The sequence below is a fragment of the Zhenpiania hominis genome (genome assembly GCF_014333425.1).
Taxonomy (GTDB): Bacteria; Bacillota; Clostridia; order Peptostreptococcales; family Anaerovoracaceae; genus Hominibacterium; species Hominibacterium hominis.
In genome coordinates, this window is sequence record NZ_JACRYT010000002.1 from 235,552 (window position 1) to 254,415 (window position 18,864).

Annotated in this window: 16 protein-coding genes; 2 read left to right on the plus strand and 14 right to left on the minus strand. The window is 47.4% G+C overall.

Annotated elements, in window-relative coordinates:
* The first annotated feature begins 6 nt into the window (after positions 1-6).
* Entirely contained in the window at positions 7-4,611 is a 4,605-nt protein-coding gene (locus H9L42_RS03945; protein WP_187302101.1) for an InlB B-repeat-containing protein, read from the plus strand.
* Positions 4,612-4,745: 134 nt separating this feature from the next.
* On the opposite strand, the gene H9L42_RS03950 is transcribed toward H9L42_RS03945, so the two are convergent.
* The 5 genes from H9L42_RS03950 to H9L42_RS03970 form a co-directional block, all read right to left on the minus strand.
* Complete coding sequence (locus H9L42_RS03950) at positions 4,746-5,189, minus strand: GNAT family N-acetyltransferase (RefSeq protein ID WP_187302102.1); 444 nt, start codon at positions 5,187-5,189, stop codon at positions 4,746-4,748.
* A 114-nt stretch (positions 5,190-5,303) separates the two neighbouring features.
* Positions 5,304-5,783 (minus strand): 23S rRNA (pseudouridine(1915)-N(3))-methyltransferase RlmH, encoded by a 480-nt coding sequence (gene rlmH / locus H9L42_RS03955; protein ID WP_187302103.1) that lies wholly within the window; start codon positions 5,781-5,783, stop codon positions 5,304-5,306.
* A gap of 7 nt (positions 5,784-5,790) precedes the next feature.
* Complete coding sequence (locus H9L42_RS03960) at positions 5,791-6,585, minus strand: MBL fold metallo-hydrolase (RefSeq protein WP_187302104.1); 795 nt, start codon at positions 6,583-6,585, stop codon at positions 5,791-5,793.
* Positions 6,586-6,730: 145 nt separating this feature from the next.
* Positions 6,731-7,030, minus strand: coding sequence for a hypothetical protein (locus tag H9L42_RS03965; protein ID WP_187302105.1), 300 nt, complete (start codon positions 7,028-7,030; stop codon positions 6,731-6,733).
* Between the two features lie 96 nt (positions 7,031-7,126).
* The gene (locus H9L42_RS03970) at positions 7,127-8,260 is read right to left on the minus strand and encodes a DUF362 domain-containing protein (protein ID WP_187302106.1); all 1,134 of its coding nucleotides are present in this window, start codon (positions 8,258-8,260) and stop codon (positions 7,127-7,129) included.
* A gap of 161 nt (positions 8,261-8,421) precedes the next feature.
* On the opposite strand from H9L42_RS03970, the gene H9L42_RS03975 reads away from it, so the two are divergent.
* Positions 8,422-8,760: a helix-turn-helix domain-containing protein gene (locus H9L42_RS03975; protein WP_187302107.1), complete on the plus strand. Its 339-nt coding sequence runs from the start codon at positions 8,422-8,424 to the stop codon at positions 8,758-8,760.
* A gap of 126 nt (positions 8,761-8,886) precedes the next feature.
* On the opposite strand, the gene H9L42_RS03980 is transcribed toward H9L42_RS03975, so the two are convergent.
* The 9 genes from H9L42_RS03980 to H9L42_RS04020 all read right to left on the minus strand — a co-directional run bounded on the left by H9L42_RS03980 (position 8,887) and on the right by H9L42_RS04020 (position 18,816).
* Positions 8,887-10,191 (minus strand): tyrosine-type recombinase/integrase, encoded by a 1,305-nt coding sequence (locus H9L42_RS03980; RefSeq protein ID WP_187302108.1) that lies wholly within the window; start codon positions 10,189-10,191, stop codon positions 8,887-8,889.
* Between the two features lie 116 nt (positions 10,192-10,307).
* Positions 10,308-10,613 (minus strand): helix-turn-helix domain-containing protein, encoded by a 306-nt coding sequence (locus H9L42_RS17420; protein ID WP_082669687.1) that lies wholly within the window; start codon positions 10,611-10,613, stop codon positions 10,308-10,310.
* 485 nt (positions 10,614-11,098) lie between these two features.
* Positions 11,099-11,602, minus strand: coding sequence for a sigma-70 family RNA polymerase sigma factor (locus H9L42_RS03990; RefSeq protein ID WP_187302109.1), 504 nt, complete (start codon positions 11,600-11,602; stop codon positions 11,099-11,101).
* Positions 11,603-12,068: 466 nt separating this feature from the next.
* The gene (locus tag H9L42_RS03995; RefSeq protein ID WP_187302110.1) at positions 12,069-12,440 is read right to left on the minus strand and encodes a metal-dependent transcriptional regulator; all 372 of its coding nucleotides are present in this window, start codon (positions 12,438-12,440) and stop codon (positions 12,069-12,071) included.
* Between the two features lie 3 nt (positions 12,441-12,443).
* Positions 12,444-13,925 carry an ABC transporter ATP-binding protein gene (locus H9L42_RS04000; RefSeq protein WP_187302111.1) on the minus strand — a complete coding sequence of 494 codons (1,482 nt, stop codon included), beginning with the start codon at positions 13,923-13,925 and terminating at the stop codon, positions 12,444-12,446.
* Complete coding sequence (locus H9L42_RS04005; protein ID WP_187302112.1) at positions 13,922-14,671, minus strand: energy-coupling factor transporter transmembrane component T; 750 nt, start codon at positions 14,669-14,671, stop codon at positions 13,922-13,924. The genes H9L42_RS04000 and H9L42_RS04005 overlap by 4 nt, the downstream gene beginning before the upstream one ends.
* Positions 14,671-15,261 (minus strand): MptD family putative ECF transporter S component, encoded by a 591-nt coding sequence (locus H9L42_RS04010; RefSeq protein ID WP_187302113.1) that lies wholly within the window; start codon positions 15,259-15,261, stop codon positions 14,671-14,673. The genes H9L42_RS04005 and H9L42_RS04010 overlap by 1 nt, the downstream gene beginning before the upstream one ends.
* A 5-nt stretch (positions 15,262-15,266) precedes the next feature.
* Complete coding sequence (locus H9L42_RS04015) at positions 15,267-17,021, minus strand: ABC transporter ATP-binding protein (protein WP_187302114.1); 1,755 nt, start codon at positions 17,019-17,021, stop codon at positions 15,267-15,269.
* The gene (locus H9L42_RS04020; protein ID WP_187302115.1) at positions 17,014-18,816 is read right to left on the minus strand and encodes an ABC transporter ATP-binding protein; all 1,803 of its coding nucleotides are present in this window, start codon (positions 18,814-18,816) and stop codon (positions 17,014-17,016) included. The genes H9L42_RS04015 and H9L42_RS04020 overlap by 8 nt, the downstream gene beginning before the upstream one ends.
* Between the last annotated feature and the right edge of the window lie 48 nt (positions 18,817-18,864).

The window sequence follows — 18,864 nt, forward strand, 5'->3', positions numbered from 1 at the left end:
GAAGATATGAGGAATTGTGCAAAGAGAATCATTGCGATCGCTTTAATCGCGGCGTTAACCCTTTCGATTTTTCCAAATATCGGCGCGGCAAGGGCGGAAGCCGCATCGGAAAGCGGGGCGAACGTGATCGGAAACGTATCGGCATCGGCCGCGTCCGCTGAGGGTGAAGCGACTGCGGGGTTCGTCAGTGTTGAGATCGATCCGGACGCGAACACCGGCGCGATCACCTGGTATGGAGACGCCCGGCAGATGCAGGTGAATTTTTATGAGGATGGCTATGAAGGCACGTTTGACGACGAACGCCCGGTTTATCAGAAGAGCGTATCCGTATCTCCTTCTCTTGATGCTCCGGTTACGACCAATCTGGCCTTCGATGCGGATATGCCGGAATATTTTATCCTGGAAGTGCTGCTGCAGGATGCTTCCGGAACAAATACAGCGGATCCGTATTTGTCGAACGCGTATTCCGAAAAGATTCGGGAGGTCAGTGAAAAGACAGCGGCCGACTACCGTCATAAAGGAGATCGTCTGGTCGAGCTGGCAGTCAATTCCGGCGCGGATAAGGGCAGCTTTATGATTCTTGCCGATGATGTTCTGCGCATCGAAGAAGGCGCCGGCGCGTCGGAGGGCGCGGAAGGTGGATCCGGCGTGGAGATTGACTTTATACCTGCCAACAGCGGAGATTCTCTGTGCACTTTGAATCATATCGGCAGCAGACTTTCCGGGCAGCTCCGGAATCTGAAAGAGGACGCGCCGGTCTTTCTGATCGATGAGACTACAAACGCGGAAGGGAAGGCAACAACAGGCTACTATATGTTCAGTGTGGACAGCGTAAATGTCGATGACGCGTCCGACAGCGCGGTTCTCCGCGGAGAGGTTCATGACAGCTTGGATGAAACGAAAGAACCGGATATAGAGGCCCTGCGTTCCTTTTTGACCGCGATCAACTTAAAAGCGTCGCAAGAATATAACGTCCCGCTTGACAGCATTCCTTTGGGAACCTGGGGAACGCTGTCTATGAATATGAAGGGAACCCTGACCGTCTCCCTGACCGGGGATTTCAGCTGGAGCGGAGCGGAAGTCGCCTTTTCGATCGTCAACGATCTCCACTGCCCGGATACCGAACTCGATGTGGATCTCCCTACCGTGACGAAAGACTTTCCCATTCTAACGATTCCCATCATCGTGACCGGGGTTGTAAACCTTGAGTATAACACCAGCTTTCGAATTTCCGGCACTGCGACCGGCGGAATCCGATTTGATGCCAGCATGTGTACCGGGATCGAGATCGGAGGCAAGGCTGGCCTGACCGGACTGGATCTTTTCGTAAACAACAAATCGACCATGCCCAAATTCGATTTTAGAGGGTTTTCCATCCAGGGATCGGTGTTCGTCGGATTCGCGAGCGGGCTTTCGCTTTCCTGCTTTAAGGTCCTCTCGGTCAGCGCGGAACTGGAAACTGGATTGGAAATTTCCGGAAAGCTGACCAGCGGGCATTACTTCGATGAAAAAAGGAAATATCACGCGTGCAAGGATTTTCAATGTATTGACGGAGATCTCAGCTACAAAATGCTGGGCTACAGCGTCAGCGTCAACGCGGGGGTTTTCAGCAAAGGCATTTCCGGCATTTTTAGACCGACCATCCCGATCACGCCGTTTTACTATTCAGGGACCTACAATGATTCCGCGGCCACGACCTGCCCCCATTGGGGATACCGGCTGTTCGTTCATGTAACCGACCAAAATAATACGCCGCTGAAAGACGCGGAGGTCTCCTACAAAATTGATGACAAACAGTTTGAATCCATAAAGAGCGGAAAAACAGACGCGGAAGGAAAGGCTGTAATCTACCTGCCTGCCGGAACGCATACGATCACCGTTTCGGCGAAGGACGAAACCGGCCATACCTACCAGACAACCGAGGAGTTTGAGGAAAAAGGGTATGATGATAATGATAAGCTGATTCAGGAGCATCTGTATGTTGCGATTGACATGACGCGTTATACGATTTCCTTTGTTGATGAGGATACCAGCGGACCGGCGAAGTATATGCCGGACGCGATCTATGCGTACCCCGATCAGAAAACAGCGAAAATTCCGGATAACATACCAGGAAAAACTGGGCTTTTCTTTCGCGGATGGTCCATAGAACCAAATTCGTCGAAAGTTAAGTACCTACCAAGAAATTCGATCACTGTGGAACAGGATACGACGCTTTACGTGGTCTGGGCGCATAACAAATATTATATCCATTTCGATAAGAATAAACCGGGGAACGCATCTCACATAGTTGAGAATACGATGGAGGATCAGGAAGTAACCCTATATGAAGGGATTACCCTTCCGGAAAACAACTATACGCTGACCGGATGGGAATTTAAAGGTTGGAATACGGAGCCGGACGGCAGTGGAAAATTCTATGCGGATCAAGCAAATGTGCCAGAGAAAGACTTTGGATACGGCATGAAGGAGCACATCACCCTTTACGCCCAGTGGGAGCCGAAGACGTATACGGTTACCTTCGAGCCGGGCGAGGGGGCGACCGGGGAAACAATGACACAGGAGATGAAATACGACACTTCGGAGACCCTGGATCCCTGTAAATTTACAAATGGGAGCTCCGTTTTTACGCACTGGTCCACGGCAGCTCTTGGAAGCCATTACGCGGATGAAGCTGTGGTGACCAATCTCTGTACGGTTCTTAATGAAGACAATGGAGAAGAATTACAAGGGGCCACCCTCACTGCCAACTGGCTGGATACAAACCGCGCGACGATTGTGGTTACAAACAACGGCGAAATGGTAGACCTCGATGCGGAGAAGATTAAGCTGAAAGAACTTGGAGGCGATGAAACGTTTATACCATTTGATAAGAAAGCCGTCGGTGTTTACACAATAAAAGAAGATGGGAGTATAACAACTGGCAGTTATGAGGTTCTGTTTGATCCCGAAACAGGCTACGATGCGAAGGGCAGGACGATCGACGTAGAGCAAAAGGAAAACGCGTATAATTTCGATTTTTATACGGTTGAGATATCCGGGGACGCCCACGCGGAATCGTGGATCGGCAATGAGGGAAAGACTAGCGTGGAGAAGATTCTAATCGGGGAGAAAATAAACATTGGAACAGTCGTGAACTCCGGCTACCATTTTGAAGGCTACACCGCAGTCGGGAGCGAGCCCGGCTTTGAAAATGAGGATATGACGAAACCGAATCAGACGATCACCGTTACGGGACCGGCGGAACTCCAGGCCCATTCTGCCGCGAATCATTATCAGATCGTGTTCCACGCCAATGACGGGGAAACCGACCGGACGGTTACGCAGGATATGGTCTATGATCAGGAGGAGATGCTGATCGCTAATCAGTTTGAGCGGCGCGGATACCAATTCGCGGGGTGGACGAAAACGAAAGATTGGATAATCACATGTGATTATAAGGATTCCCAACCGGTTAAAAACCTCAAGACGGAAAATGGCGAGGTGCTTGATTTATATGGACAGTGGACTCCGGTCAGAACGTTTATTCAATTCGATCCCAACGGCGGCGAAGGGTCGATGATACAGCAGGAAACCTTCTATGAAAGCAAAACGACACTGGAAGAATGTGAATTTACGCGGGACTACTGGCGCTTTACCGGCTGGAATACAAAGCCGGACGGCAGCGGCGTCTTTTATCCGGATGGGGCTGAATTTATTTCAGACAAAGCGGAAGATGGGGCTGCTCTCACGCTGTACGCGCAGTGGGAGATGGAAGAATACGCCATTACATACGATCTCGCGGGAGGGACGATATTGGGAGAAAACCCGGAAGTGTATACCGTTGGCACCGAAAGCTTCACGCTTAAAGAGCCGCAGCGGACGGGCTATCTCTTCCTGGGATGGACCGGTTCAAACGGAACGGTGCCGGAAAAGACGGTGACCATTCCGAAAGGATCCCACGGCGACCGCGCCTATACGGCCAACTGGAAACCGGAGATTAAGACCTTTACCTTTGATCCGAACGGGGGAACCTGGGAGGATGGCACGACAGAGACGGTCGTCAAACAGGCGGAATACGACAGCTTTATCACTCTCCCGGACGCGCCTGCAAGGGAATATTATACCTTCGAATGGTGGGAGGATGCCTACGGGCACAAGCATAATCCGGGTTACGCGTGCAAGGTGACGGAAGATGAGACGTTCAAAGCGCTGTGGAATCCGATTCAGTATTCGATTACCTATGATCTGGCGGGAGGAACGCTGGAGGAAGAAAACCCGCATGTTTATACAACAGAGACCGAGGATTTCACGCTTAACAATCCGAGCAAAGAGGGATATCTCTTCTTAGGCTGGACCGGCTCGAATGGAGAAACGCCGGAAAAGACGGTGACTGTTTCAAAGGGAACGGGCGGCGACAGACACTATACCGCCAACTGGAGCCCTGTGCAGGCGGACCCCAAAGAAAACGGGAAAAGGACAGACCGGTTCGTTGAAGAAAGCAGAGAAGCGGCGGAGCCGGCTCCGGCTACTGGCGATTCCTTCACACTGGCGATCTGGGGAATTCTCCTTTTGGTATCAGCGGCGGTATTAGCGGCGCTCCTGTATGGAAGAATGAGAAAGAACCGATAATATAAAAGATGCGGCGGAAAATCCGTCGCATCTTGCTTATATGACGGGTATGCCGTCAGTCTGTGGTGAAAGTCCACACAGGGCGCTGTTTCTATGCAGGATCCGCAGCTACGGCGCACCGGAAAATATGAAGCCTACAAGTTTTTCCGCAAATAAATCATGTCCATCAGTTGTATGCCGCATTCATAGATCGGATGGTCATAATTATCTGTAAAAAAATTTTTAATTCTATGCGACCGGATAAATCCGCACTTCTCGTAAAAGGGAACGGTCAAAGGGCTGTCTCCTGTCCCAACTTGCAAAACCGAATGCGTTCCTCTGTATTGGGCGGCAAGAAAACCGATCATCGTTTTCCCATAGCCTTTCCTCTGGCCGTCCGGTACTGTGGCAATATTTTTAATCTCAAGGATACCGCCTCCTTCGTCCGTTACGACGCACACGCATTTCACCCCGTCATCATCCAGAATATACATGCTGCCTCTGTCCAGATAGCGATCTACCATATCTTCCTGTTCATCTGCCAACAACAGTAAAGGCAAAAATTGCTTTTTGTTTTCTTTCTGTTCGTATATTTTCATATTGTTCGATTGTCTTAAACGGCCGGCAGCTCCCGCCGGCGATGAAGGGATATTGTTTTTAAATTTCAATCCGATGAATCGAATATAAAATCAATTTGCGCAAGCTTCTTCCCGTTATTTATGATACGGTTCTCCCTTTCGGATTTTAAAGCTCCGGTAAACCTGTTCCAGCAAAATCACCCGCATCAGCTGGTGGGGAAAGGTCATTTTCGAAAAGCTGAGGGCGTAATCCGAACGTTTTTTCACATTCTTTCCCAAGCCCAGAGATCCTCCGATTACAAAGGTGATCCTGCTTTCACCCCGAAGAACCAGATCTTCCATCTGCGCAGCCAATTGTTCCGAACTCAGCTGCTTTCCCTGAAGATCCAGTGTAATAACATATGCGTCGCCCCGAATCTGCTTTAACAGGCGCTCTCCTTCCCTCTCCCGAACAGCCTCTTCCTCCGCCGGACTCAAGTTTTCCGCCGCTTTCTCATCGGCGACTTCCGTAATTTCCAGGCTGCAGTACCGGGACAGCCGCTTGCTGTATTCTTCTATGGCGTCTTTTAAATAACGTTCTTTTATTTTTCCCACCGCCGCGATCTGTATCTGCATTCTTTGCTTACACCTCATACACAGGGCTGATGCGATCTCTCAGAATCACATCCATCTTCAAACGCCCGCCTATGTAAATTTCTTCTTCCTGAAGAATATTTCCAATGGTCATTTTCGCCAACTCCGGTTCATTATTCTGATGGCTCAAGTGTCCCAGCAGAATCCGCCGCGCCTTGTCCTTTGCCTCCATCAGACGGCAGATGCACTTTCCTGCCGTCACATTGGAAAGATGCCCTTTATCTCCTAAAATTCGCCGCTTGGTCTGGTATGGGTAATTGCACATCTGCAGTACTTCCACTTCATGGTTTGCTTCCAGCACCAGCAGATCCGCGTCCATGATCTCCTGAAAAATCGCGTCCGTAATGCAGCCCGCATCCGTCACAATACTGATCTGCCGATCCGCCGCGTAAAAAGAGAATCCTACCGGCTCCGCCGCGTCATGAGGAATCGCAAACGGTCGGATACGGATTCCGCCAATTGAAAAATCTTCTCCCGTCGTAAACAGCGCCTTCTTTTCTTCCGCGACTTTGCGCTCAATATTTGCCCATGTGGCGGCATTTGCGTATGCCCGGATCGCGGGTGCTTTTTTGGTGACAATGGGAATACTTTTTACATGGTCAATATGCTCATGGGTAATCAGCAGCCCTTTTACCTGTTCCAGAGGCGTCTCGGTTCGTTCCAGCCCCTCAAATATACGTTTTCCGCTGATCCCCGCGTCCACCAGAAGCGCGGTATCACCGCAGCGCACCATGTAACAGTTTCCGCTGCTCCCGCTGGCAAAGGAACAAAAATTCAGCGTCATAAATCCTCCCCTTTTCTCTTTCAGTTTTCCGTTTATAGAATACTCCACTTGCCGAATTGTGTCAATATCAGGAAAACTGGCAATGAAAGAGGAAAACGCCTGCGGATCATTCCGAAGGCGTTTTCCGTTTCCTGAATCTATTTTATTAATCAATCGGGACCTGCCCTGTGCCGCTTTTTATTTCGCCGATTCCGCCAAATCCGCCAATTTCAATTTCATACCACTTGTCACCGTTGATAATCACATAGCTGTATTCATTCCAAAGCCCTTCGCTGCTCACTTCTTCAGACTGGACTTCTCCTCCGCCCGCCTGGCTGAGCGCGATGCTCCTTGCTTCTTCACTGTCAATACGCATCGTCATTATAATAGCGATTACGATAATAGCTATTACCACAATAATTCCGATCACGATTCCCGCAATTCCTTTTTTTGATAATTTTTTCATGTCGTCGTCCTCTCCTTCTTGTTCACTATCCGTAGTTTAAAGCATAAACATTAGAATCAGATTAAAAATAAAAAGGATTCCAATGCAAATCAAATGTCACACCTTTTGATATTCTTTTTTCAGAAATGAATATATTTTTTCTGCGCTGGGAGGGCAGCCCTTTTGACAGCGGTCAAAATTTTTGGTACAGGATCCTACACCCAGTTTCCCCGTCTTTTTGCGGAATCCCTGTCCAATGCAGATGCTCCCCTTCTCTATATTCCGGGTCATTCCTTCCTGTTCCAAGCGCATCAGCGCATTCATCAAATTGCTGTAACAAGCGCTGCACGCTTTCGATTCCTGTACCAGCGTTTTTAAATTTTTCAGCTGCTCCTTTTTCCTTTGCTTTCCGGAAAGCTTCTCTTTCGGCTGCTTTTTCTTTTCACCCGCGCTGTTCCACTCCAGTTCAAGTATCGCTTCCTTTTTCAGGCGCGATGCTCCCACGCCCAGGCTTTCCGCGATGCCAATATAGGGCACATCCCCTTTTTTTAAACCAAGAAGCCTACAGCCATATGTATCGCAGAGTACTGGATCTCTGGCCGCCATAACGCAATTAGTCGTGACCGGATTCCCGCCTTCCTCAAATTCCAGATCGCCGCAGATATGATCCACAACGATAAAATGCTGTGTAAGTCCTGCTGCCAGATGGGCAATCGGTTCATGCAGCCCCAAGGTATGAAAGCGGCTTTTTTCCGAATTCGGAATCAGTCCCTTGAGATTTTTCAGCGCGCAAGTCATGTTAGTCTGGCAATGCCCTTTGAGGACTGGCACATTAATGAGGAATTCTACTTCTCTTGCGCTTCTGCAGATCTCAATCGGCATTCCCGCACAATCACATCGAACAGCTTCATCCTGCTGCGTATCAATAAACGGTACTCCGTACCTTTGGGAAAGGGATTCATATCCACAAACTTTTACAGCCTCTGATGTCCTTGCTCCTATCCATGAGCCTTCCAGCATCACCAAATTGAAAAATCCCCGTTCCTGCAGATACTCAATAATTCCTGCCACAATTTCCGGGTGAGTGGTTGCGCCGCGGCACGCCTCTGTAGGCGATATCAGATTCGGCTTGATCCCAATCCTGCAGTTCTTATGAGGAATTCGTTTTTTCAGCTTGGCTCGCTTCAGCAGCTCCTTTGTCATTTCCGTGTAATCTGTCCCATAAATTTTGTAAATTTGCCATTTCTTCATAACCGCCCCCTATTCTCTCTTTTTATTATATACCCAAAATTTAGAAATCCTATCTTTTTTCACAGTGTTTTTACCGAAATGTCGGTACGGAATACCAGTATTTCACTCTGTCAATTTTTGTCGAATCCCCCTAATATAGAACACAGAAAAGGAGGACTCTTATGAGTTTACAAAAAAATCTTTCAGACAGCCTAAACGCGATTCATACTTCCCGGCACCAGACGCTCACTGCGTTTGCCGAAGAACTGGGGATTTCAAGATCATCTTTGCAGGAAATTCTTAAAGGTAATGGAAATCCAAGAATTGATACAATTGAACAGATTGCGAAACAGCTCCATGTCGATCCACTGGAACTGCTCTCATCTTCTGAAGATGAGCTTAAAGTGACGGTTCCGCTTTCGCAGCTTATTGGCGCTGCCTCTCACCTTTCCGATGAAAAGAAGAAGGAACTGCTATGCGCCTTTAACTCCATTGTTATGCTGTTTTCAGAAGCAGAGTAATTCTTATTTCTCAGTTAAAATTTCTATACCCCTTGAAAACACTGGCGTTTACAGCGTTTTCGCCACTTCGTTTTGGCTCTTTTCCCTCATTTTTTCCCTTGCGAGAAGAAATGAGGGAAACTTTTTTCAGGCTGTCCCTACAACCTTATCCAGCAGCCTTGCGGAAGTTCGCTTGGCCTCTCTGGTGGCGTGGGCGTAAATGTTCATCGTGGTACTTACATCAGAATGTCCCAGCAGCTCCTGCACATCCTTGGGTGCTGCCCCGTGAGAGAGAAGGTTGGTCGTATATGTATGCCTCAACAGATGGAAGTGAAAATCATCCATATCCCCGATCTTCTTTCGGGAGTATCGGCACACACTGCTGACCGTTGCAGGGGCTTCATAAGCTCCATCGGGCCGCAGGCAAACGAAGGAAACCTGGGTGTAACCTTCTGGTGGTGTCTCTGTCCGGGGCAAGGAATAGACCTCATAGTAGGTGCGGTTCTTTTCCTTGACGATGCGGTAGTAGTTTTGTGAGTACAGCGGTCCATATTTAATGCTGTTCAGCATTTGCTCCTTTTTGGCTTCCCGCAGGATAGCCGCCAGGGTGTCGCAGAAATCCACAGTACGGATTTTCTTACGCTTTGTGGGGCCGATCTGTGTTTTCTTCCTTACGGAGTCATACCGCATACTCCGGCGAATGGTGAGGCATTGTTCCTTCAGGTCGATGTCCTGCCAGGTCAGCCCGCACACCTCACCGATACGAAGCCCGGCGAAATAGGCGATCTGGATAGGCAGTAACGCGGGATTGTGTTTTTTCTTCAGAAGCTCGTTCAGTGCCAAATACTGCTCATGGGAGATTGTCGGCGTTTCAGCAGGAAGGTCGCCTGTACCATCCTCAGTGAACAGCTCATATTCATCACCTTTAATCCGCTTCACCACATACTGCATCGGATTGAAAGTAATCAGCCGCTTGGGAAAAACCGCAAATCTGAAAGAGTTTTGAAGCACCGCTGAATACTGGCCCAGCGATCCTTTACTCAATGCCTCAACAGTTTTCCCATCAGGGCCTGTCCCTCCGAAGCTCAACAAGTCCATATAGCTTTGCAGATGGTCGGAAGTTACCGTCTTGAGCTTGCGTTTTCCAATGGGATGCTTCTTGATGCGGGAAACAGTGTTGATGTAGGCTGTCACCGTTCCATCACTCAATGAGCCGGGTTTCAGTTCTTCCTCCACCCACATATCCAGCATATCTCCCAAAGTGATGTTCTTGGCCTGCGCCAGAAACATCTTGGTTTCATAGTCCTCCATCGCCTTGCGGAGCAGTGACTCGGTTTCACTCTTGCTTTCCGTTCCCGGAAATTCCTTCTGAACGCGGTTGCCGCTGGCATCCTCTACATAAAAGCGATAGTACCACTTCTTTCCTTTCTTTCTTACAGATCCTTTTGCCATAGCAAACTCCTTTCTATGCTGGCAAACGGAACCGTAGTGATGTGTCACCCTGATTATAGCAAAGGGTGGCCAATCTATCAAACATACCGCTTGCTAAATATCAAAAGTTTCTATGTTCAATCCACTGCAAGGACCTGATTGCGGTCCAGAAGGTCGCGGCCCTCGTTGATCTGCATAAAACAGCAAATCACATCCACACGGACTATGGACTTACGCCCAATCCGCAGGACCGGGATTTTTCCCCAATCCACGAGGCGGCGGAGGGTGTTGCGCCCAATGCCGGTATAGTCGGCAGCTTCTTCAATCGTCATGCCGATCTTACCAAAGCCCGCAGGCTGAACAGCGGAGTATCTTTCTGTATGAGTACGCCCGGAAGTTCCGGACGGGATATTCGCATAACAAACAGGCGAATTTGAAGTCATAATTGTTCGCCTCCTTCGAGAACAAAAAAAGCAGCCGCGCCGATCTGGTTGGAGCCGTTGTAACATACGGCGCACTTCGGCGCGGCTGCCTTGACTTTTCAGTAACTTCAAGCCCGCTGTATTTGCCACGCATCCCCAGCGGTGGGGATATTACAGGCCGCCCCTGGCAGGGCTGTCATAACTCCGCAGCATCGTTCAAAGCGTGTGCCGCAGGGTTCCCCCTCAAGTCTGTGGGAGGTCGTGAGAAAGTATCTTTAACCCCCGCGCTGTCATCGCGCCCGGAGTGCCTGTCCGAGTCTAAGGTATGCGTTGATCGCTCGGATAGCTTGTCCCATCACCTCCTTGAAGCTATCGTCCTGGCGGCGCACCTTATGTCGCTCATCACGCGGGTTTCGTACCTGCAATACCGTATATTCAGTTGTCATGGTTCTGTGAAGGGTGAGGAAAATGTGTCCTTCACCTATCACATTTTTTAAGGCCATTTGTTAGGTATTTTTAAGAGCTTTCGCAAACTTTTTTGAGATTTTTTTCATCGCCCCGTCAAGGGAGAGAGAAACACTGGCTTTCGTTACTCCTTCGAGCTTTGCAATCTCCGTAACGGACTTTTCTTCGGCACAGTACATCCAAATACGCCGGTACTGCTTGGCGTTCAAAATGCTCCTGAGTGCAGCCAGTCGCCGCTCCGTCATAGCTTTCTTTACGGCCTGCAAATCAGCCTCAATGATCTTCGAGAAAAATTCATCCTCTGCGGACTGGACTGTGCCGATCACATCCAGGCACTCATTCAGATCCACACGGTTATCGTTGAAGCTGCGGCCGCTTTTTTCTCTCTCGTGGTAATCCTCATCAGACCAGGCTTTCCATTTCAGAAATTCTTCCTCGCTGGAAAAGTCGGCGCGGGTGAGCCGGATGTGTCCGCTGACGCTTATGTAGATGATGCTGTCCTGATCGTGTTTGTTCAGGGCATATTCACTTTTCTTATCAAACATACTTGTCCTCCATTTCAATTCAGGGGGTGGTGGGTGAACAGTGAATTGAAATGGAGATGGCGGGGACCGGCAACCTACGGAGAACCGCAGGATATGACAAAAAACGCCTGACTGGATATAATCCAGCCAGACGCTATCTGGTGTGTTCTGTTGTTTCCCTACATGGTATAGTTCATCTTCTTGTGCATAGGTCCCCGTTGCCGGGGACAGACTTTTTTTGGCAGGTAAATTCCTGCCGAATTATGTCGAAACCCTCTGTGCTTCACGGCGGCTCCCTCCTAAAGCCGCCGTAACATTCAGCACAGGGTCGTCATCCTCATAAGGGCATGAAGAACGGCGGCCTTGAAATGTGTTTCAAAACCGCCGCCAGGATAAAGTTATGTAATGGGCGCACGAAACTACCTACCCCAGCAACGGTTTTTTTCTTTCCCCGTTTACCGGGGCAGGATAGTCTCAATTATTTAGTTCAGTCCTGTTCTTGTTCGGCTGCCTCTTTCAGCCGGTCAAAACTCTCGTCGCTGATGATGTGTTCAATCCGGCAGGCGTCGGCCTCCGCAGTTTTGGGGTCAACGCCTGCGGCGATAAGCTGCTCGGTAAAGAAGCAGTGACGCTCGTAGATTTTTTCGGCAACCTCGCGGCCCACATCGGTCAGATGGAGAAAGTGATCTTCGTCCATCGTAAGAAAGCCGCCGTCCCGCAAAGTAGCCACTGCATGGCACACGCTGGGCTTTGACACCTCCATGTGCCGGGCCACATCTACGGAGCGTACCATACCGAGTTTCTTTTGGAGAACAAGGATGGTTTCCAGGTAGTCCTCCCCGGACGCATGAAGTTTCATCTTTCATCTCCTTTTCCTTTGTGGCCCGAAGAATAATTCTAACTGCTGTTTATTTTGCAAATTCCAGCCGCCATGCCAACTCACTTCTCCATTTTCAATGAAAATGAAGTAATCACAGCATCTTTCTATCAATTCCGGGTCATGCGTAATAATGAACAATGTTTTTCCCGCTTTTTGCAATTTTCTAAGCACCTTTGCGACTTCCTCCATGTGGCGAAAGTCTAATCCGCTGGTCGGTTCATCAAAAATCATGATTTCCCGGCCAGATGCCACAGCGCTGGCTACTGCCACTCGTTGTTGCTGACCACCAGACAAAGACATAGGATGCCGTTCAGTAAATGGCGTCAAATTTAGATCAGATAAAATTTTCTCTGCTATTGGCCGATTTTCTTCTTCGTCTCCATCCATACTCAAAAGAACTTCATCCAACACATCTTCTGTAAAAAGTTGATGGCTTGGATTTTGCATCACCATATAACATTGATTGAGACGTTTTTTTCGTAAGTAAGTTTTCCCCTTTATCGTAATTGCCCCGGATGCCTTTTTTTCCAAACCACATAAGCAACGGGCGAAAGTTGTTTTTCCTGCGCCATTATTGCCTATAACCCCCACAATGCTGCCTTGTGGAATTACAAGATGTTCAACTTTTAACACTAAACTCTCAGCATACGCAAATCGGAAATCGGATAAAATGATTTCGTCTTTGTTCTTTGCTGTAAAAGTGTGATGATTGTGGAATGTCACCGGGTAAAGAGAACGAAGTCCCATACGCGATATTTCATCCGGGGGGATTTTTCGGAAATCAGCTATTGAGAAGTCATTCTCAATCTGTCCGTCTTTCATGTAAAGAACGCGGTCTGCCAAATCCATTAAATAACTTAGTCTGTGTTCAGCAATTAAAATAGTTTTGCCTTGATTTTTCCAAAGTGTAATAACTTCTGCAAGTTCACGAATAGATTTTATATCCAGATTGGAAGATGGTTCATCTAATACAAAAACCTCCGGCTCCATCATGGCTGCCGACGCACAAGCTATTTTTTGCTTTTCTCCTCCTGAAAGCGCAAAGATACTTCTGTCCATCAACGTTTCAATATGCAGCTCCGCCACTGTTCTTTTCATCCGGGCGATAATCTCATTTTCCGCTATCCCCAAGTTTTCACATCCGAAAGCCAATTCAGAATTTGTATCAACGGCAAAAAACTGACTCCGTGGATTTTGAAATACCGAGCCTGTCAGAGAAGCAATTTCGTACAACGGTTTTTCTACAATACTTTTCCCATCAATAAAAACGCTCCCCTCAAGCCGTCCCTCATAATAGTTTGGTATAAGTCCGTTTAACAGCCTGGTCAATGTGGTTTTCCCACAGCCTGACTCACCGCAGAGCAGGACAACCTGACCGTCCGGAATCGTAAAATTGATGTTATGAAGCTGCCCGGCATGATCGCCGTTTTCATAGGCAAAAGAAACATTTTGAAATTCAATCATGCCAACACCCCCAGCAGTCCAATTTTCCGTAAGATGGTCAGAATAAAAAGCACAGCACAAAATGTAATGAGAACTATATCTAATGCCTTAAACCCGATCTTGCAGATATTAGTACGACGTACTGGCGCTCCAAGTCCGCGGGTTAAAGCCGCCGCAGACAATTCCTCACCAATTTTAATAGAGCAAATCATCATCGGGACAAACCGATATTCCAGCATTTTGACAGTTTTCTTCCCGCCAAACCGAATCCCCCGCATCCGCATAGCGTCACCAATCGCATGGTATTCCTCGCCCACTGTGGGGAAAAAGCGGAACATAACAGACAGAGGAATAATCAGCTTTTCCGTCAAATGAATACGTTGCATGGCGGCTACAAGCTCACTGACTGTTGTTGTACGAACGGTGTAATATCCCATTGCCAGTCCTGGCAACACACGGGAAATAAAGCCGCACAAAAAGAGCAAAACAAAATTTGTAGCCCCGGTAGTCACAGGCACAACAAACTGTTCCCCAAGATAGCAGGTCACATAAATGATCACGCAAACGAGAGCCGCTTTCTTTTTTCCAAAACAGAAAAGTAGCAGAATGGGGATGGCGGTCAGCATTGGCTTTGTAACCAACGCAAGACCGCCGCCCTCGCCGCCGAGAACCAGAAAGCAAATAGTAATCAACACAATTAGTTTTGTGCGTGGATCGAGAGTAACTCCCTTTGTTTTTTTTGAGGCGCTCAGCAATTCCCAGGACATTATGCTATTCCTGCTTTCTTGAAATGCTTTTTCAACAGGCTCTTTCCAATCAAACCACCCACAAGTCCGCTGATAAAGCAAACGATTAACAGCACAACCGCCATCCAATTTGGCAGGTAAGTTTGAATCGTATCGGCCCATGCCTGACCATAGCTTTCAACTGCGTGCTGAAAGTAAGCCTCTCTGGTTACAAATACCGCTATATAGTTGCCGATATACCAAAGGCTGAATACTCCATTTGTTACGATACTCATTTTTGCGCTGGAATATCTTCCAGCTTTCCATACAAGGTCAGCCAAAAGTCCAGCAATTACTCCTGTAATAAGGCTCCAATATCCCATACCAGTCAAAAGCATGACAAGGCCCATCAAAATGCCCATAATGGTAATCATGCCAAATTTTTTTGTTTTCGTCAGAAAGAGCATAAAGGGGATGCCTCCGACAATCGGGCAGATAATCGTCATTAGCGGATACATAATTGGAATCAGGCTTAAAAAAGCCAGCGCACAGGTAATGACAAGATAGATGGCTGAATAAATGCCAACTGTAACAAGGTCTTTTGCTCCAATCCGAGCCGTTTTCGTATTCATAGTAATCAATCCTCCTGACTTTTTGTGTTTATTGTCCATGTTTGACTATGCTGCTGTAATTCTACAAGATGGCGATATAATCCATCTTCCTCTATGAGTTTGGAAGGCGCACCTTGCTGAACAACTTTTCCCTGTTCCAGAACAACAACTTTATCTGCACCAGCAACAGTACGCATACGATGTGCAATAACAAGAACCGTCTTTCCTTTCGTTAGCCGGGTGATTGCGTTTTGCACAGAGGTTTCATTCTCCACATCAAGGGATGCAGTTGCCTCGTCAAGCAGAATAACAGGAGCATCCTTTAACAATGCCCTTGCAATGGAAATACGCTGACGTTCACCGCCGGACAGGGTAGAACCGTTTTCTCCAATCATTGTCTGATACCCTTGTGGGAAACGAGATACAAACTCGTCACAGCAGGCGGCTTTTGCAACCGCAATGACTTCTTCATCCGTGGCGTTTCTTCGGCCAATACGGATATTCTCCATGATTGTATCGCTGAACAAAACTACATCCTGAAAAACAATCGAGTAATTGGAAAGCAGCGTTTCCGGTTCAACTGTCCTGATATTGATGCCGCCAAGTCGGATTTCTCCACCCGTTGCATCCCAAAAGCGGGCTGCCAGCTTTACGGCGGTACTTTTACCACTTCCAGATGGGCCGACTAAGGCTGTTACTTCTCCCTGCTTTGCTGTAAAGCTCACGTTTTTCAGAACAGTTTCTCCGTCCTGATAGGAAAAGGAAACATGGTCAAAGGTAATGTCATATCCTTTATTCGCACAGCTATCTGTTCCAGACAGCTCCGGCTGGCTTTCCATTTCTTTCATACGCTTGATCTGCAGATTGGCGTTGAAGATTTCAGACAACTGCATCATAACGCCGCTTAGTGGTTCATATACCCTTGATGCTGCCAGCAAAAACAGTAAATAGGTAAAGAAATCTATACCACCACCGATCAACAAAGTAGTTCCCACTAAAATAACCAAAGGAAGACCGAGTCTCAAAAGCATTTGAGCAGAGGTCAGCAACGTGCCGGAAGTAAGCTCTACTTTGACAGAGGCATTAACCACATCCTGTAATTTTGTTTCAAGTTCTGTCAAATACTTTTCTGTTTGATTACAGGTTTTAAGGTCTGCAATGTTGTCCAAAAACTCCTGAATACCATCGGCAGCAGCAAGCCTCGCCTCCATTCTTCTGGTTCCCATTCTGTCCTGCAACTTTTTGCTGCCCACGATCAGCAGTAATGCTACGGGTACAACACAGAACAATGCCAATGCCATACGCCAGTCAAAAGCAAACAACCCGACCATAATAAGAATAATACTGATAATGGAACCAATCATCTTTGGTATGGCACCAGAAAAAGTCCGTTCCAACTCATTGCAGTCACTCATCATGGAAGTTGTCATTTCTGCAAGGTCATGTTCTCCAAAATAAGACAGCGGGAGTTTGCGGAGTTTTTCTGCCAAAGTAATACGCCGTGTCGCGCTCTCTTCATAAGCTGCAATATAGGTACAGCGATATTCAATAAAATTCGCAATGAAAATGACAACAACGCTGACTACTGCAAGAACGGTATAGAGCCAAATGTTAGGACTATCGGCCTTTTCGCCTAAAAGGGGCTTACAAATTTCTTGCAAAAGCATAAGACACAGTGCCATCGGCACAAACAGACTAAGACTTGAAAACGCGGAGGCAGCACCGCCCTTTTTTAAGTCTGCCGCTCCTTTATCGCTAAGAGCAAACAATCGTTTAAGCATGAGCCGCAACCTCCTTTCCCAAATTCCATGTAACGGACTTTTGATATTCCCGCCACATCTTTGCATACACACCATCTAACTTTAGCAGTTCCTCGTGTGTTCCCATTTCAACGATTTTCCCATCATCCATAACAAGAATGCAATCCGCATTTTGAACCGTAGTTAGTCTATGGGCAATCATCAGAACCGTTTTACCGTTCATCAAATGCTCAAATGCCTTTTGTATCTGGTACTCGTTCTCGGCATCCGCAAAGGAAGTTGCCTCGTCTAAAATGATGATTGGTGCATTTTTCAAAACAGCCCTTGCCAAAGCAAGCCGCTGCACCTCGCCTCCAGAAAGATAGACTCCCTCTGTTCCGATAGTTGTATGAATACCTTGCGGAAATTTCTGAATTATCTCATCGCATTGTGCCTGATGAAGTGCTGATAGGACTTCATCCTCTGTTGCGGTGGGACGGGCCATACGGACATTCTCTAAAATACTGGCCTTAAACAGTCGTGTTGTTTGAAGTACAAATGCAGTCTGTTCCGAAAGACGTTCCTCAGAGATATTCCGAACATCTACACCGCCTATTTTAATACTGCCTTCGTCCACATCATAAAACCGTGGAATAAGACTCGCTGCTGTTGTTTTTCCAGAGCCGGATGCTCCCACAAGCGCATAGGTCTTTCCGGCCGGAAGTTCAAATGATAAATCATTTAACGCAGGTGTATGTGCTCCCGGATAAGTAAACGTGACATGGGAGAAAGTAACGTCATTCCCATCAGGCACCATCGGCTGTTTTGCTTTGTCCAGCGGCTTTTCACCTAAAAGGGAATCAATTCTCTTGACGGCTTCTTCTGCCGCGATTTTATAAGAGGACACATACATGATCTTGTTAATCATTCCTGCGCAGGCTGGCGTGAACAGAATATAAAACAGCCAGTCAATCACAAACCCCCGATAATCTGCGGCCCCGGAAAGGAACAGCAGACCAAACGGAATTAAAAGTAAGAATGACGCATTGATTAACGCGTAAAAAATACTCATAGGCCATTCACAGACGAGAGCAAAGGCAGTGATGTTTTCTTTGTAGTTCAGAATGGAACGGTAAAAACTTTTGAAAGAATAAATAGTCTGCTGAAATACTTTTACAACAGGAATACCCCGCACATACTCGACAGCTTCGCGGTTCATTGTTTCTCCTGCATCCTGCACTTGTTTGATGTATTTTGGAGCGGTAGTTCCCATGACAGCGCCCTGCACGACAAAACCCAAAGCCAGAGGAATTAAACTAAGCAGGCCCAGCCGCCAATCAAAAATAAACAAAAACGCCAAAATAACAAAAGGAGTAATAAATGCTCCCACTAAATCTGGTAACTGATGAGCGATAAACGCTTCTGTGGAGTCAGAGTTTTCATCAATCACTTTGCGGATCTTGCCGCTGCCCTGACTGCCAAAAAATCCAAGAGGCAATGTCGTCAGGTGCTGTAAAACGGTCATTTTCATGTTTTTTGCAATGCTAAAAGCCGCCAGATGGGAACAAAGCAGCGCAATGTAGTAGAGTAAAAAACCACCCGCAGCAAATGCCACAGCAAGCCACGCATATTGCATCAGAGCAGAAATAGAAACTTGACTGAGATCAGGAAGAGCGGTAAATATTTCTCTTGCTACAAACCAAAGCCAAATGAACGGGCAAAGCGAAAGAACCGTACTGATTGCAGATAACACGCAGGAAAGAAAAACTAAGTATTTCTTTGTTCCTGCAAATTGCATCAGGCGTGATATTCCACTTGCCTGCTTTTTTTGTGCCATAGATGGACACCCCTTTCCAAATGCGATTTGCATTTTTTCTTTATTTGT